We start from the raw sequence: 13,856 nt of genomic DNA, 5'->3' as shown, positions 1-13,856 counted from the left end.
AAGGTGGAGAGTCGATCTGTAAGCCGGGTTCTGTCTTGAACAGTCATTCGTCTACGATGGCCATCACTGGACATCTTTAGCAACCTACCCTGGTCCCAGCGCGGGCCACGCCTTGGGACCCTATTTGGTCTTGCTCCAAGTGGGGTTTACCTAGCCACGAACTGTTGCCAGACGTGCGGTGCGCTCTTACCGCACCTTTTCACCCTTACCGGCGCCGAAGCGCTTAGGCGGTTATTTTCTGTGGCACTTTCCGTAGGCTCACGCCTCCCAGGCATTACCTGGCACTTCGCCCTATGGAGCCCGGACTTTCCTCCCCCCCTAATTTTCATAGAGGGCAGCGACTGTCCGATCGACTCTCCGCCGCGAAGGTTAACGGCAGAGCGCCCGAAGAACAAGCGCTAATAGCCGCAAGACCTGTCTGCGCGACGGGTTACTCGCCCTTCTGTTTCTCCAGCGCGACCTGATACAGCACGTTTTTGCGCTCGCCGGTGATTTGCGCGGCGAGAGCGGCGGCACGCTTGAGTGGCATCTCTTCGAGCAGCAGATTCAGCACGCGCATCGCCTCGCTGCTGACCGCGTCTTCAGACTCCGGCGCCGTCCAGCCCGCCACTAGCACCACGCATTCGCCACGCTGCTGATTGCTGTCGGATTCAACAAACTCGCGCAGTTCAGAGAGCGGCAAGCCTTTAAGCGTCTCGAAGGTCTTGGTGATTTCGCGAGCCAACAGTGCCTGACGCTCACCACCGAACACTTCTTCCATATCCTGCAAACATTCAAGAATGCGGTGCGGAGCTTCGTAGAAGATCAGCGTGCGCGGCTCTTCTTTGACCGCTTGCAGTCGCGCCTTGCGCCCGACCGACTTGGCCGGCAAGAAACCTTCAAAGATAAAACGATCGGATGGCAGCCCCGCCGCCGACAATGCCGCGATCAACGCGCACGCACCCGGCACCGGCACCACCGCGATTCCGGCCGCACGGGCCTGACGCACCAGGTGATAACCCGGATCGGAAATCAGCGGCGTGCCCGCATCGGAAATCAGCGCAACGTTGTCGCCCGCCAGCAGACGGGTAATAAAGCGGCTACCTTCATCACGTTCGTTATGTTCGTGGCAGGCGGCCAGCGGCGTGGAAATACCGAAGTGCTGCATCAGGCGCGCCGAGTGGCGGGTGTCTTCGGCAGCGATCAACGCCACTTCGCGAAGTATTTTCAGTGCCCGGGCGCTGATGTCGTCCAGGTTGCCGATGGGCGTCGCCACCACATAAAGCGAGCCAGCAGCGGAATTCGGGGAACCTGGAGCAGTCAAAGCGCACACCTCATGATCGGTAAAAGCGGCCATTGTAGCGCGTCACGAGGCTTGCGTTGCGCTCTGCCCGAGCACGGTTTTGCACGCTGTAACGCAGCGCCGCAACATTTACTCCAGCTAAATTGACCGTTTCACGCCACTAACATCGCGCCCCGGCCAGTGCTTGGGTACAATTCCACGCTAATTTGATCGAGTATCAGGAACACTTACATGATCGCTTGTCTGCGGCTGTTCACTGCCCTCTGCCTCGCTGCCTTATTGGCGGCCTGCGCCAGCTCCCCTTCCTCCAGCCTTGGCGAACTTCCACGGACTCCGGACGCCAGCATCGAGCAACTGCTCGCGCAGGCCAGCCAGGCGAGTACCCCGGAAAAAGCTGCCCTGTTGCGCCTGAGCGCGGCAGATCTGGCTTACCACCAGGGCGATGCCGGACGCTCCGCGCAAATCCTGCAACAAGTGCCGATGGAGCAACTGAAGCCCGGCCAGCAGATTTTCGCCAGCACGCTGAACGCTGAACTGGCGATGACGCGCAACCAGCCGAAAGCCGCGCTGACCGCTCTGAGCCATCCAAGCCTGCAGCATCTGGGCGAAATGCCTGAAGAGCAGCAAGTGCGCACCGGCACCGTTCACGCCCGCGCGCTTGAAGCCGATGGTCAGACCCTGGCTGCCGCTCGCGAGCGCGTCTTTATCGCGCCGCTGCTGAAGGGCGAAGCCGCCAGCAAAAACCACGAAGCGATCTGGACACTGATTGCCTCGCTGCCGACCGATCAACTGCAAGCCAACACCACCGACGACCTCGGCGGCTGGATGGGCCTGGCACTGGCGGTGAAATCCGCCGGTACGCTGGAACAGCAACAAGCCGCGATCGACACCTGGCGCGCGCAGAATCCAAAGCACCCTGCTGCGATCAACCTGCCGCAGCCGCTGACCAAACTCAAGGAACTGGCCAGCCAGCCCCTGAGCAAAATCGCCCTGCTGCTGCCACAAGATGGCCAACTGGCTGCCGTCGGCAAAGCACTGCGTGAAGGTTTCATGGCGGCGCACTATCAGGCGCAACAGGCCGGGCAGAAGCCACCCGCTATCGAGTTCTACGACAGCTCGAAACTGACCTCGATGGACGAGTTCTACCGCAAGGCTCAGGCTGACGGCGTGCAACTGGTCGTCGGGCCGCTGGAAAAACCACTGGTCAAACAGCTGAGCACTCGCCCGCAATTGCCGATCACCACCCTCGCGCTGAACTACAGCGAAGGCGATCAAGGCCCGGCGCAACTGTTCCAGTTTGGTCTGGCGGCTGAAGACGAAGCCCGCGAAGTGTCGCGCCGCGCCCGTGCTGATGGCCTGCATCGCGCTGCAATCATGGTGCCGAAAGGTGAATGGGGCGACCGCGTCATGCGCGCGTTCAGCCAGGACTGGCAGGCTAACGGCGGCACCATCGTTGCCACCGAGCGCGTTGATCAGCCGGTGCAACTGGCTCAGCAGATCGCCGACATGTTCCAGCTGCGTCAGAGCGAAGCGCGCGCCAAGAGCCTGCAAAACGCTGCCGGCACCAACGTCGCCGCACAGCCTTCGCGTCGTCAGGACATCGAGTTCATCTTCCTCGCCGCCACGCCGCAACAGGCGCAGCAGATCAAGCCAACCCTGAACTTCCAGTACGCTGGTGATGTTCCGGTTTACGCCACCTCGCACGTTTACAGCGCCAGCGGCGACGTCAACCAGTACAACGACATGAACGGCATTCGCTTCTGCGAAACCCCATGGTTGCTGGACAACAGCGACCCACTGCGCCAGCAAGTGGTTGCACAGTGGCCGCAAGCTGCCGGCAGCCTCGGCCGCCTGTACGCGATGGGTGTTGACGCCTATCGCCTGGCCCCGCGTCTGGATCAGCTCAAGGCATTGCCGGACAGCCGCATCGATGGTGAGTCGGGCAGCCTCGGCATGACCCAGACCCAGCGTGTGGTGCGTCAGTTACCTTGGGCACAGTTCGTCAGCGGTCAGGTGCAGCGCCTGCCGGACACCCCGCGCTAATGCCCGACAGGTCACGCTCGCAAAGCGGTAAGGATGCCGAGCGCCAAGCGCTCGAGCATCTTCAACAACAAGGTCTGCGCCTGTTGGCGCAGAACTGGTTTTGTAAACGCGGCGAGCTTGATCTGGTCATGCTTGATGGCGATACAGTAGTATTCGTTGAAGTTCGCTACAGAAAAAACACTCAATGGGGTGGCGCGCTCGCTAGCATCGATGGGCGCAAGCAGCAGAAACTGATTTTTGCCGCACAGTATTTTCTTCAGCGCGAGTCGCGTTGGGCCAATTCCCCCTGCCGCTTCGACGTGGTGGCCATCGACAGCCATCCGAGTCAGCTGAACTGGTTGCAGAATGCTTTCGACAGTTGATCGTCGGCGCTGCAATCCGGACAATCCCACCGACAAATTTTGCTCTTTGCTTTGCGGGCTGCACTTTCATGTGCCGAATAGCCGCGCTACTTAAGGTCACACAGATGGACATGCAATCCCGAATTCGCCAGCTTTTCCAGGCCAGTATCGACACCAAGCAACAGGCGATGGACGTACTTGCACCGCACATCGAGCAAGCCAGCCAGATCATGGTCAACGCCCTGCTCAACGAAGGCAAAATGCTTTCGTGCGGCAACGGTGGCTCGGCCGGTGACGCCCAGCACTTCTCTTCGGAGCTGCTCAACCGCTTCGAGCGCGAGCGCCCAAGCCTGCCGGCCATTGCCCTGACCACTGACACGTCGACGATCACCTCGATCGCCAACGACTACAGCTACAACGAAGTGTTCTCCAAACAGATCCGTGCGCTCGGTCAGCCAGGCGATGTCCTGCTGGCGATTTCGACCAGCGGTAACTCGGCGAACATTATTCAAGCGATCCAGGCCGCACATGATCGCGAAATGATTGTCGTAGCTTTGACCGGACGCGATGGCGGCGGCATGGCCTCGCTGTTGCTGCCCGAGGACGTCGAGATTCGCGTTCCGGCCAATGTCACTGCACGTATTCAAGAAGTCCACTTGCTGGCGATCCATTGCCTCTGCGATCTGATCGACAGCCAACTGTTCGGGAGTGAAGAATGACCCCTAATCGCCTTGGCCTTCTGGCCTTGACCCTGTGCCTCGGCATCAGCGGCTGCACGTCGGTGGTGAACGCCAGCCGTGAAGCACCGATCGATGACGACCGTGGCACGCGCACCTTCGGCAGCAAGATCGACGACTCGTTGATCGAAACCAAAGTGGGTGTGAACGTGGCGAAGGCCGACCCGGCGCTGGACAACGATTCGCACATCGTCGTGACCAGTTTCAACGGCGTTGTTCTGCTCGCCGGCCAAACTCCTCGTGCCGACCTGAAAGCCAAGGCCGAACAGGCGGCAGCCGCCGTTCAACGGGTCAAAACCGTGCATAACGAGCTGCAGGTTATTCCGCCGTCCGGTTTCCTGGCTCGCCAGAACGACACCTGGCTGACCTCCAAGATCAAGACGCAGATGCTCACCGATGCGAGCATTCCCGGCTCGCGCATCAAGGTTGTGACCGAGAACGGTATCGTCTACCTGCTGGGTCTGCTGACCAAACAGGAAGCCACTCAGGCTACCAACCTGGTGCAGGGCGTTTCCGGCGTGCAGAAGATTGTGAAGCTGTTCGAATACATCGACTGATACACATCTCTATGTAGGAGCTGCCGAAGGCTGCGATCTTTTGATCTTGCTTTAAAGATCAGGATCAAAAGATCGCAGCCTTCGGCAGCTCCTACAGTTTTGAGATGTATATGAAGTTTTGAGATGCGCATGCAGTTTTGAGATGTGTATGCAGATTTGAGATGTATGTGAAGTTTTGAGATGCGCATGAAAAAGGCGATCCATCCGGATCGCCTTTTTTTATTTCACCACTTTCAAACTTGGCCGGCCTGTTGGGCGCGGCGGTTCGCTGTCCGGTGGTGGCAAGTCGTCATCCGACTCGATCTCTTCCTCGTCATCCATCGGCGACTCGAGATCAAACACCATGCCTTGACCGTTCTCCCGGGCGTAGATCCCCAGGATGGCGCCAATCGGCACGTACAGGCTGTGCGGGACGCCACCGAAGCGACCTTCAAAGGTCACCACGTCGTTGTCCATGTGCAAATGCCGTACGGCACTTGGCGAGATGTTCAGGACAATCTGCCCGTCACTGGCGAAACCCTGCGGCACTTGCACCGCCGGGTACTCGGAGTTGACCAGCATGTGCGGGGTGCAATCGTTATCCACAATCCACTCATAGAGCGCGCGAACCAAATAAGGTCGACTGGAGTTCATAGCGGCTCCTTAAGCCTTAGCGCATATCGCGTTCGACACCAGACAGACTCGCCTGGAAAGCCTCACGCGCAAACGAGCGCTCCATGTAATCAAGCAGCGGCTTGGCTGGCCGCGGCAGTTCAATACCCAAAATCGGCAAACGCCAGAGTATTGGCAATAGGCAGCAATCCACCAGACTTTGTTCCTCACTGAGGAAAAACGGCTTGTCGGCAAACAGCGGCGACACGCCCGTCAGGCTTTCACGCAATTCCTTGCGCGCCACGACACGCGCGGCCTCTTTGGACTTTGGATCAAGAATCAGATCCACCAGACCACACCAGTCGCGCTGAATACGATGAATCAGCAGTCGACTGTTGGCACGCGCCACTGGATAAACCGGCAACAACGGCGGGTGCGGGTAACGCTCATCCAGATATTCCATCACCACAGTCGACTCCCACAGCGCCAGGTCACGATCGACCAGCGTAGGCAGACTTCCGTAAGGGTTCACCTCAATCAGTTTAGGCGGCTGACGACCAGCTTCCACATAAATGATTTCGGCGCTGACACCCTTCTCTGCAAGCACGATGCGCACTCGGTGGGAATAGTGGTCGGCGGGGTCGGAGTACAGGCCAACCGATTGGTCACGCCCATGGCGATCCTCCTCGCTTGTTGAAATGATTGGAACCGGAAAAACGCGCGCGCCCAGAGGGCGCCTCCCGCAATGTCTGGCGAACCAGACGTTGCGTTATCGGAGGCGCCCTTGGGCGCGCGCGATTAACAGCAATGCTTTGAAGCGTATCAGTGCACGTCTTTCCAGTATTCACGCTTGAGCAGGTAGGCGAACACAAAGAAGAACGCCAGGTACAGCAAGACGTAGGTACCGATGCGCTGATGTTGCAGCTTAACCGGGTTAGCCGAGTAAGCCAGGAAGGTTACCAGATTCTTGACCTTCTCATCGAACTGCTCTTCGTTCAGAGCACCGGATTTCGGCACGATGGTCAATTGATCGCACGCTTCATGAGTCAGCGGCGTACCGGTCAACGGATCATATTGCTTCTTGCCGTCTTCGACGATCTGCACCTGTTTGCAGCCCACCACTTGGCGACCTTGCAGGCCGACCAGTACGTTAGGCATGCCGACGTTCGGGAAGACCTTGTTGTTCACACCCCATGGGCGTGCCGGATCTTCGTAGAACGACTTCAGGTAACCGTAGAGCCAGTCGGTGCCACGCACGCGAGCCACCAACGTCAGATCCGGTGGTGCTGCGCCGAACCAGGTTTTGGCGTCCGCCGGCTGCATGCCGATGGTCATGTGATCACCGATCTTGGCACCGGTGAACACCAGCTTCTCCAGCATCAGTTCGTGCGGCACGCCGAGGTCGTCGGCAACGCGCTCGTAACGCTGGAACTTGGCGCTGTGGCAACCCATGCAGTAGTTGGCGAAGGTGCGCGCACCGTCCTGCAAAGCAGCTTTATCGGCGACATCGATGTCGACTTTTTCCAGCTCCGCACCGTGTTCAGCAGCGAACGACAAGACAGGCAACGCAGCAAAAATCAGAGCAAAAAATAACTTTTTCATCAGCCAGTCACCCTTTCCGGAACCGGTTTGGTCTTCTCGAGCCTGGTGTAGAACGGCATCAGAATGAAGTAGGCGAAGTACAGGAAGGTGCAGACCTGCGACAGCAAGGTTCGCTCCGGCGTCGGCGCAAGCACACCGAGAATGCCGAGAATCACGAACGAAATGCAGAACACTACCAGCCAGATTTTGCTCATCCAGCCTTTATAGCGCATCGATTTGACCGGGCTTCGATCCAGCCACGGCAGCACGAACAGCACCGCAATCGCCGCGCCCATGGCGATAACGCCCATGAGCTTGTCCGGGATTGCCCGCAAGATTGCGTAGAACGGTGTGAAGTACCAAACCGGCGCAATGTGCTCTGGTGTCTTGAACGGGTTAGCTTGCTCGAAGTTTGGTTTTTCGAGGAAGTAGCCGCCCATTTCCGGGAAGAAGAACACAATAAAGCAGAAGATAAACAGGAACACAACGACACCGACAATGTCTTTCACGGTGTAGTACGGGTGGAAGGCGATGCCGTCCAGCGGGATGCCGTTTTCGTCTTTGTGCTTCTTGATGTCGACGCCGTCAGGGTTGTTCGAACCCACTTCGTGCAGCGCCAGAATGTGCAACACCACCAGACCGAGAATCACGATCGGCAGCGCAACAACGTGCAAGGCGAAGAAGCGGTTCAGGGTAATGCCGGAGATCAGGTAGTCACCACGAATCCACTGGGTCAGGTCGTTACCGATCACCGGTATCGCACCGAACAGCGAGATGATCACCTGGGCACCCCAGTAGGACATCTGACCCCATGGCAGCAGATAACCCATGAAGGCTTCGGCCATCAGCGCCAGGTAGATCAGCATGCCGAACACCCAGACCAGTTCACGCGGTTTCTGGTACGAACCGTAGAGCAGCCCACGGAACATGTGCAGATAAACCACGATGAAAAACGCCGAAGCGCCGGTCGAGTGCAACAGACGCAAAATCGAGCCGTACTCGACGTCGCGCATGATGTATTCAACGGAAGCGAACGCTTCTTCTGCCGACGGCGTGTAGCTCATCGTCAGCCAGACACCAGTGACGATCTGATTTACCAGAACCAGCAGTGCCAGAGAGCCGAAGAAATAGAAGAAGTTAAAGTTTTTTGGCGCGTAATACTTGCTGAGATGGTCTTCCCACATTTTTGTCGCGGGAAAGCGCGCATCAACCCAATCCATGAACTTGCTCATCACGCTTTCTCCGTATCGACGCCAATGACAATCAGGTCATCGGTCTCATAGGAATGCGGGGGAACTGGCAGGTTCAAAGGCGCAGGTTGCGACTTGTAGACGCGGCCAGCCAGATCGTAGTGGGAACCGTGGCAAGGGCAGAAATAACCGCCTACCCAGTCTTTACCCAGATCCGCAGGTGCCACTTCGGGACGGAAGGTCGGTGAGCAACCCAGGTGTGTGCAGATCCCGATCAGCAGCAGAATTTCCGGCTTGATCGATCGCACTTCAGGGTCGACATAGGTGGGTTGCGTGGAGTTTTTGGATTCAGGATCGGAGAGCTGGCCCTCGATCTTTTTCAGATTATCCAGGATTTCCTTGGTACGGCGGACAATGAACACCGGCTGGCCACGCCATTCAGCAATCATCTGCTGTCCTGGCTCGACTTTGCTGACATTCACTTTCACCGGTGCACCGGCGGCTTTCGCCTTGGCACTGGGAAACCATGACCCCACGAACGGGACCGCAGCCCCCACCGCTCCTGCAGCACCCACCACGGATGTGGCTGCTACCAAGAAGCGACGCCGGCCTGCATTCACGCCGTCATTGCTCATTCAGTCCTCTCCCATCAGCTTTTGTGGCCTGTTAAATCAGGCATCTACTAAATAAATCAATGTTACTTATAAAAATTTTGCCGAATGGTAATGAAAAGCCCCAATTCTGACAAGGGAATTACCCGGAGCTCTTACCCTCAAGCCTTGCAGTATAGGGGGTCTACGGAAGTGGCAAGTTGTCGCAGCGCAATTCTTTGATAAATCACAGGCATAAAAAAACGCCCGCTTCCGTGAGGAGGCGGGCGTTCTTTTTGAACGTGGAAGCGGAATTAACGCTTCGAGTACTGCGGACGCTTACGCGCTTTACGCAGACCAACTTTCTTACGTTCAACTTCACGGGCGTCGCGAGTAACGAAGCCAGCTTTGCGCAGAGCGCCACGCAGGGTTTCGTCGTAGTCCATCAGAGCGCGAGTGATACCGTGGCGGATTGCGCCAGCTTGACCACTTACACCACCGCCGATCACGGTGACGTAGATGTCGAACTTCTCGACAGTCTCAGTCAGCTCCAGCGGCTGACGAACTACCATGCGGGCAGTTTCGCGGCCGAAGAAGTTTTCCAGCGAACGGTTGTTGATGGAGATGTTACCAGTACCCGGACGCAGGAAAACGCGTGCGGTTGCGGTCTTGCGACGGCCAGTGCCGTAATTTTGAGTCGCCGACATAATGTACTATTCCGTTAAAACTTCAGTTCTTGGGGCTGCTGAGCAGTATGTGGGTGTGCAGCGCCCGCATAGACTTTCAGCTTACGGTACATGTCGCGACCCAGTGGGTTTTTAGGCAGCATGCCTTTAACCGCGGTCTCGATCACGCGCTCAGGGGCTTTAGCGATCAGCTTTTCAAAGTTGATCGACTTGATGCCGCCCGGGAAACCGGAGTGGGAGTAGTAGATTTTGTCAGTGGTTTTAGCACCGGTAACACGAATCTGCTCAGCGTTGATTACGACGATGTAGTCGCCGGTGTCAACGTGAGGAGTGTACTCAGGCTTGTGCTTGCCACGCAGACGGCTCGCGATTTCGGTGGCCAGACGACCCAGGGTCTGACCAGCAGCGTCGACGACAAACCAGTCGCGCTTTACTGTTTCTGGTTTAGCAGTAAAAGTTTTCATTCTTTATAGCCTCAGGGGCCGCCCTGTAAATTAGACGGCGGATCTTACTGAATAGTGCGTACTTTGACAAGTCAAAGGCAGCCGGATACAGACGCTTTCGGGGGCTCGGGTCGGCGCGTCCGTTCAACGGCAAGATTCTTCGGCGGCGGCGCATCACTTCCACTGCAGAAAGAGGTCGGCAATTATGCAGATTGCGAAAAATAATTCAACCTGCTTTTATGATTGTTTTGCCCAAGGAGTTCCCGATGGACTATCGCCAGCTAGGCCGTACCGACCTGAACGTGAGCGCAATCTGCCTCGGCACCATGACCTGGGGCGAGCAAAACACTGAAGCTGAAGCCTTCGCCCAGATCGAACGCGCCAAGGAAGCCGGGATCAATTTCATCGACACCGCCGAGATGTACCCGGTGCCACCGAAAGCCGAAACCTACGCCACCACCGAGCGTTACATCGGCAATTATTTCAAAAGTCGCGGCGATCGTGCCGACTGGATCCTAGCCAGCAAGATCGCCGGCCCGGGCAACACCATCGACTACATCCGCGATAAAAACCTGCGTCACAACCGCCAGCACATCACCGCCGCGGTGGATGCCAGCCTCGAGCGCCTGCAGACCGATTACATCGATCTGTACCAATTGCACTGGCCGGAGCGCAGCACCAACTTTTTCGGACAACTGGGCTACAAGCACAAGATCGAAGCCAATCTGACACCGCTGGAAGACACCCTCGAAGCGCTCGACGAGCAAGTGAAGGCCGGCAAGATTCGCCACATCGGTCTGTCCAACGAAACGCCGTGGGGCACCATGCGCTTTCTCGCACTCGCCGAAGCCCGTGGCTGGCCGCGTGCGGTGTCGATCCAGAACCCGTACAACCTGCTCAACCGCAGCTTCGAAGTCGGTCTGGCAGAAATCGCCATCCGCGAACAGTGCGGCCTGCTCGCCTATTCGCCGCTGGCGTTTGGTTTTCTGTCAGGCAAGTACGAAAGTGGCGCACGTCCGCCGAAAGGCCGTCTGAGCCTCTATAGCCGCTTCAGCCGCTATTTCAATGCGCAGTCGGAAGCAGCGTGCAGCCGTTACGTCGCCCTCGCCCGTGAGCACGGTCTGGATCCGGCACAGATGGCGCTGGCGTTCGTGACCCAGCAACCGTTCGTCACCAGCAACATCATTGGCGCGACGACGCTTGAACAACTGGACAGCAACATCGCCAGTTTTGATCTGAAGCTTTCCGATGAAGTGCTGGAAGGGATTGAGGCGATTCACAAGGATCATCCGAACCCCGCGCCTTGATCGGTAGATAAACCGCCTTCGCGAGCAAGCTCGCTCCCACAGGAGATCACCGTACCTGTGGGAGCGAGCTTGCTCGCGAAGAGGTCTATCAGATCACCTCCGAAGCGGAACGCAGAGCGTCCCCGGCGGCATTCCCACGCAGAGCGTGGGAACGATCAAAACCTAGAGCGACCGCGCAATGATCTCTTTCATGATTTCATTGGTACCGGCATAGATCCGCTGCACGCGCGCATCCGCCCACGCCCGGGCCACCGGGTATTCCCACATAAAGCCGTAGCCGCCATGCAGTTGCACGCATTCGTCGAGCACCTTGCATTGCAGGTCGGTGCCCCAGTATTTGGCCATCGCCGCCGTCGGCACATCCAGCTTGCCTTGCAGATGCAGTTCCAGACATTTGTCGACAAACACTCGGCCGATCTGAATTTCAGTGGCCATCTCGGCCAGTTTGAAGCGAGTGTTCTGGAAATCGGCAATCGCCTTGCCGAACGCCTTGCGATCACGGGTGTAATCCAGCGTCCATTGCAACGCTGCTTCGGCTGAGGCCAGACCGCCAATCGCCACCGTCAGGCGTTCCTGAGGCAACTCCTGCATCAGATAAGCAAACCCTGCCCCGGCCTGCCCCAGCAGATTTTCTTTCGGCACGCGTACGTCCTGGAAGAACAATTCCGACGTGTCCTGCGCCTTCATCCCTACCTTCTCGAGGCGTTTGCCCTTCTCGAAACCCGGCGTATTCGCTTCGACCAGAAACAGGCTGGTGCCCTTGGCGCCAGCCTTGGGATCGGTCTTTGCAACGACGATCACCAGATCCGCGAGGAAGCCGTTGGTGATGAAGGTTTTCGAGCCATTGATCACGTATTCATCGCCGTCGAGAACAGCGGTGGTTTTCACGCCTTGCAGGTCGGAGCCCGCGCCAGGTTCGGTCATCGCGATGGCGGTGACCATCTCACCGGAGACCAGTTTCGGCAGGTATTTGTGTTTCAGCGCTTCACTGCCGTAATGCAGGATGTACGGCGCGACAATGTCCGAATGCAGCGAGAAACCGATGCCGGTCAGGCCCAGCCGGCCGACCTCTTCGATCACCACGGTGCTGTAGAGAAAGTCCGCCCCCAGCCCGCCGTATTCTTCCGGCAAATGCGAGCAGAGCATCCCCGCCTCCCCGGCCTTGTTCCACAGCTTGCGGTCGATGTGGCCTTGTTTCTCCCACTGCGCATGGAACGGCACGGCCTCTTTTTCGAGGAAGGTTCGTACGCTGTCGCGGAATAATTCGTGCTCGGAGCTGAACAAGGCTCTGGGGATCATGCGGCACCTTTCTTTCTTGTTGGAGGGAGATGACCCTCAGAGACTAAGCCTCCCCTCCGACACAGGACACTGGACACATCCGACAAAAAATAAGACGATCCAGCCGTCTGGTGACCACTTTCCCTTATAAAAACAAAACAAAAGTTGAATTATGTCCAAGCAAGTCTCCACGCCCTTGCGGCGCGTCAGCATCCTGGCTATCGACCGGGTTTTCGCCTTCACCCTCATGCAAGCCAAGGATTTTTTCCATGTGGCGAGCCTGCGCTACGGCAAACAACTGGGCCACGGCCTGACACCGGCGTTTGAAACGCGCATCGTCAGCCCCGACGGCAAACCGGTAACAAGCTTCAGCGATGTGGTGATCCCCGTCGACGGTGGTCTGGAAAACACCGATATCATCATCCTCCCGGCGTTCTGGGACGACTTCGAAACCCTGTGCACCCGTTACCCGCAAATCATGCCGTGGCTGCGTGAGCAACATGCTCGCGGCGCTGTGCTCTGCGGCGAAGCCACCGGGGTGTTCTGGCTGGCCGAAGCCGGGCTGCTGAATGGCAAGGAGGCGACCACGTACTGGCGTTTTTTCAACGCCTTCACCGAACGCTTCCCCAAGGTGCACCTGAATCAGGACAAGCACCTGACCGACGCCGACAACCTGTATTGCGCCGGCGGCACCACGTCGGCCTGCGACCTTTACATCTACTTGATCGAGCGCTTCTGTGGAGCCAACGTGGCGCAGGCTGTGGCCCGCGACATTCTTTACGAAGTGCAGCGCAATTATTCGCCGGGGCGCATTGGTTTTGGCGGGCAGAAGCTGCATCAGGACGTGATCATCCTGCAGATTCAGCATTGGCTTGAAGAGCACTTCGCCGACAAATTCCGCTTCGAAGATGTGGCGCGCGAGCATGGCATGAGCATTCGCAATTTCATGCGCCGCTTCCAGACTGCGACTGGCGACAAGCCGCTGCATTACCTGCAGCGGCTGCGCATCGAGACGGCGAAGGGCTTGTTGTCCGGCAGCCGCAAGAGCATCAAGACCATCAGTTATGAGGTCGGTTACGACGACGCGAGCTTCTTTGCGCGGTTGTTCCGTCAGCACACCGAGCTGTCGCCGAACCAGTATCGGCAGCAGTTTCAGCAAGCTGCCTAACCCTCCCCCCCGATGATCGTTCCCACGCTCTGCGTGGGAATGCTGCCAATGGACGCTCTGCG

At 57.8% G+C, this 13,856-nt stretch carries 15 protein-coding genes and 1 other RNA gene; 6 read left to right on the top strand and 10 right to left on the bottom strand.

Going from position 1 to position 13,856, the window contains the following annotated elements:
- Window positions 1-3: 3 nt before the first annotated feature.
- An RNA gene (gene rnpB / locus ACZZ0D_RS01710) (RNase P RNA component class A) lies at window positions 4-357 on the bottom strand.
- 73 nt (window positions 358-430) lie between these two features.
- Entirely contained in the window at window positions 431-1,336 is a 906-nt protein-coding gene (gene rsmI / locus ACZZ0D_RS01705; RefSeq protein ID WP_159815078.1) for a 16S rRNA (cytidine(1402)-2'-O)-methyltransferase, read from the bottom strand.
- 177 nt (window positions 1,337-1,513) lie between these two features.
- On the opposite strand from rsmI, the gene ACZZ0D_RS01700 reads away from it, so the two are divergent.
- From ACZZ0D_RS01700 to ACZZ0D_RS01685, 4 genes are all read left to right on the top strand, one after another.
- Window positions 1,514-3,325: a penicillin-binding protein activator gene (locus ACZZ0D_RS01700; RefSeq protein ID WP_401244311.1), complete on the top strand. Its 1,812-nt coding sequence runs from the start codon at window positions 1,514-1,516 to the stop codon at window positions 3,323-3,325.
- The gene (locus tag ACZZ0D_RS01695) at window positions 3,325-3,687 is read left to right on the top strand and encodes a YraN family protein (protein ID WP_053123656.1); all 363 of its coding nucleotides are present in this window, start codon (window positions 3,325-3,327) and stop codon (window positions 3,685-3,687) included. The genes ACZZ0D_RS01700 and ACZZ0D_RS01695 overlap by 1 nt, the downstream gene beginning before the upstream one ends.
- 104 nt (window positions 3,688-3,791) lie before the next feature.
- Window positions 3,792-4,385, top strand: coding sequence for a phosphoheptose isomerase (locus ACZZ0D_RS01690; protein ID WP_008082788.1), 594 nt, complete (start codon window positions 3,792-3,794; stop codon window positions 4,383-4,385).
- Window positions 4,382-4,960, top strand: coding sequence for a BON domain-containing protein (locus ACZZ0D_RS01685; RefSeq protein WP_007917023.1), 579 nt, complete (start codon window positions 4,382-4,384; stop codon window positions 4,958-4,960). The genes ACZZ0D_RS01690 and ACZZ0D_RS01685 overlap by 4 nt, the downstream gene beginning before the upstream one ends.
- Before the next feature lie 219 nt (window positions 4,961-5,179).
- Here the strand turns inward: ACZZ0D_RS01685 and ACZZ0D_RS01680 are convergent, their stop codons facing one another.
- The 7 genes from ACZZ0D_RS01680 to rplM all read right to left on the bottom strand — a co-directional run bounded on the left by ACZZ0D_RS01680 (window position 5,180) and on the right by rplM (window position 10,062).
- Window positions 5,180-5,593, bottom strand: a complete 414-nt coding sequence (locus ACZZ0D_RS01680) for a ClpXP protease specificity-enhancing factor (protein ID WP_053123658.1) — start codon at window positions 5,591-5,593, stop codon at window positions 5,180-5,182.
- A gap of 16 nt (window positions 5,594-5,609) precedes the next feature.
- Window positions 5,610-6,203, bottom strand: a complete 594-nt coding sequence (locus ACZZ0D_RS01675; protein WP_463554752.1) for a glutathione S-transferase N-terminal domain-containing protein — start codon at window positions 6,201-6,203, stop codon at window positions 5,610-5,612.
- Between the two features lie 170 nt (window positions 6,204-6,373).
- On the bottom strand, window positions 6,374-7,153 hold the full coding sequence (locus ACZZ0D_RS01670) for a cytochrome c1 (protein ID WP_053123660.1): 780 nt from the start codon (window positions 7,151-7,153) through the stop codon (window positions 6,374-6,376).
- The gene (locus ACZZ0D_RS01665) at window positions 7,153-8,364 is read right to left on the bottom strand and encodes a cytochrome b (RefSeq protein ID WP_016985147.1); all 1,212 of its coding nucleotides are present in this window, start codon (window positions 8,362-8,364) and stop codon (window positions 7,153-7,155) included. The genes ACZZ0D_RS01670 and ACZZ0D_RS01665 overlap by 1 nt, the downstream gene beginning before the upstream one ends.
- Window positions 8,364-8,957: a ubiquinol-cytochrome c reductase iron-sulfur subunit gene (gene petA, locus ACZZ0D_RS01660; RefSeq protein WP_053123662.1), complete on the bottom strand. Its 594-nt coding sequence runs from the start codon at window positions 8,955-8,957 to the stop codon at window positions 8,364-8,366. Before petA ends, ACZZ0D_RS01665 begins: the two co-directional genes overlap by 1 nt.
- Window positions 8,958-9,226: 269 nt before the next feature.
- Entirely contained in the window at window positions 9,227-9,619 is a 393-nt protein-coding gene (gene rpsI / locus ACZZ0D_RS01655) for a 30S ribosomal protein S9 (protein WP_008080273.1), read from the bottom strand.
- Between the two features lie 14 nt (window positions 9,620-9,633).
- Entirely contained in the window at window positions 9,634-10,062 is a 429-nt protein-coding gene (gene rplM, locus ACZZ0D_RS01650) for a 50S ribosomal protein L13 (protein WP_019693576.1), read from the bottom strand.
- 245 nt (window positions 10,063-10,307) lie between these two features.
- Between rplM and ACZZ0D_RS01645 the strand changes: the two genes are divergently transcribed.
- Window positions 10,308-11,348: an NADP(H)-dependent aldo-keto reductase gene (locus tag ACZZ0D_RS01645; protein ID WP_463552304.1), complete on the top strand. Its 1,041-nt coding sequence runs from the start codon at window positions 10,308-10,310 to the stop codon at window positions 11,346-11,348.
- Window positions 11,349-11,510: 162 nt separating this feature from the next.
- Here the strand turns inward: ACZZ0D_RS01645 and ACZZ0D_RS01640 are convergent, their stop codons facing one another.
- Window positions 11,511-12,647 (bottom strand): acyl-CoA dehydrogenase family protein, encoded by a 1,137-nt coding sequence (locus ACZZ0D_RS01640; protein ID WP_463552303.1) that lies wholly within the window; start codon window positions 12,645-12,647, stop codon window positions 11,511-11,513.
- Window positions 12,648-12,897: 250 nt separating this feature from the next.
- On the opposite strand from ACZZ0D_RS01640, the gene ACZZ0D_RS01635 reads away from it, so the two are divergent.
- A complete protein-coding gene (locus tag ACZZ0D_RS01635) occupies window positions 12,898-13,794 on the top strand; it encodes a GlxA family transcriptional regulator (protein ID WP_172680158.1) in 897 nt (298 codons plus the stop codon).
- Window positions 13,795-13,856 lie beyond the last annotated feature (62 nt).

Source organism: Pseudomonas sp. AC193, from assembly GCF_979258075.1.
Note: the sequence above shows the minus strand (reverse complement) of the source record. Positions and strands in the feature narration are given on the sequence as shown.

What these genes read in the sequence shown, in the direction of transcription:
- rsmI (WP_159815078.1), bottom strand. Translation starts at nt 1,336, where the DNA reads ATGGCCGCTTTTACCGATCATGAGGTGTGCGCTTTGACTGCTCCAGGT.
- ACZZ0D_RS01700 (WP_401244311.1), top strand. Translation starts at nt 1,514, where the DNA reads ATGATCGCTTGTCTGCGGCTGTTCACTGCCCTCTGCCTCGCTGCCTTA.
- ACZZ0D_RS01695 (WP_053123656.1), top strand. Translation starts at nt 3,325, where the DNA reads ATGCCCGACAGGTCACGCTCGCAAAGCGGTAAGGATGCCGAGCGCCAA.
- ACZZ0D_RS01690 (WP_008082788.1), top strand. Translation starts at nt 3,792, where the DNA reads ATGGACATGCAATCCCGAATTCGCCAGCTTTTCCAGGCCAGTATCGAC.
- ACZZ0D_RS01685 (WP_007917023.1), top strand. Translation starts at nt 4,382, where the DNA reads ATGACCCCTAATCGCCTTGGCCTTCTGGCCTTGACCCTGTGCCTCGGC.
- ACZZ0D_RS01680 (WP_053123658.1), bottom strand. Translation starts at nt 5,593, where the DNA reads ATGAACTCCAGTCGACCTTATTTGGTTCGCGCGCTCTATGAGTGGATT.
- ACZZ0D_RS01670 (WP_053123660.1), bottom strand. Translation starts at nt 7,153, where the DNA reads ATGAAAAAGTTATTTTTTGCTCTGATTTTTGCTGCGTTGCCTGTCTTG.
- ACZZ0D_RS01665 (WP_016985147.1), bottom strand. Translation starts at nt 8,364, where the DNA reads ATGAGCAAGTTCATGGATTGGGTTGATGCGCGCTTTCCCGCGACAAAA.
- petA (WP_053123662.1), bottom strand. Translation starts at nt 8,957, where the DNA reads ATGAGCAATGACGGCGTGAATGCAGGCCGGCGTCGCTTCTTGGTAGCA.
- rpsI (WP_008080273.1), bottom strand. Translation starts at nt 9,619, where the DNA reads ATGTCGGCGACTCAAAATTACGGCACTGGCCGTCGCAAGACCGCAACC.
- rplM (WP_019693576.1), bottom strand. Translation starts at nt 10,062, where the DNA reads ATGAAAACTTTTACTGCTAAACCAGAAACAGTAAAGCGCGACTGGTTT.
- ACZZ0D_RS01645 (WP_463552304.1), top strand. Translation starts at nt 10,308, where the DNA reads ATGGACTATCGCCAGCTAGGCCGTACCGACCTGAACGTGAGCGCAATC.
- ACZZ0D_RS01640 (WP_463552303.1), bottom strand. Translation starts at nt 12,647, where the DNA reads ATGATCCCCAGAGCCTTGTTCAGCTCCGAGCACGAATTATTCCGCGAC.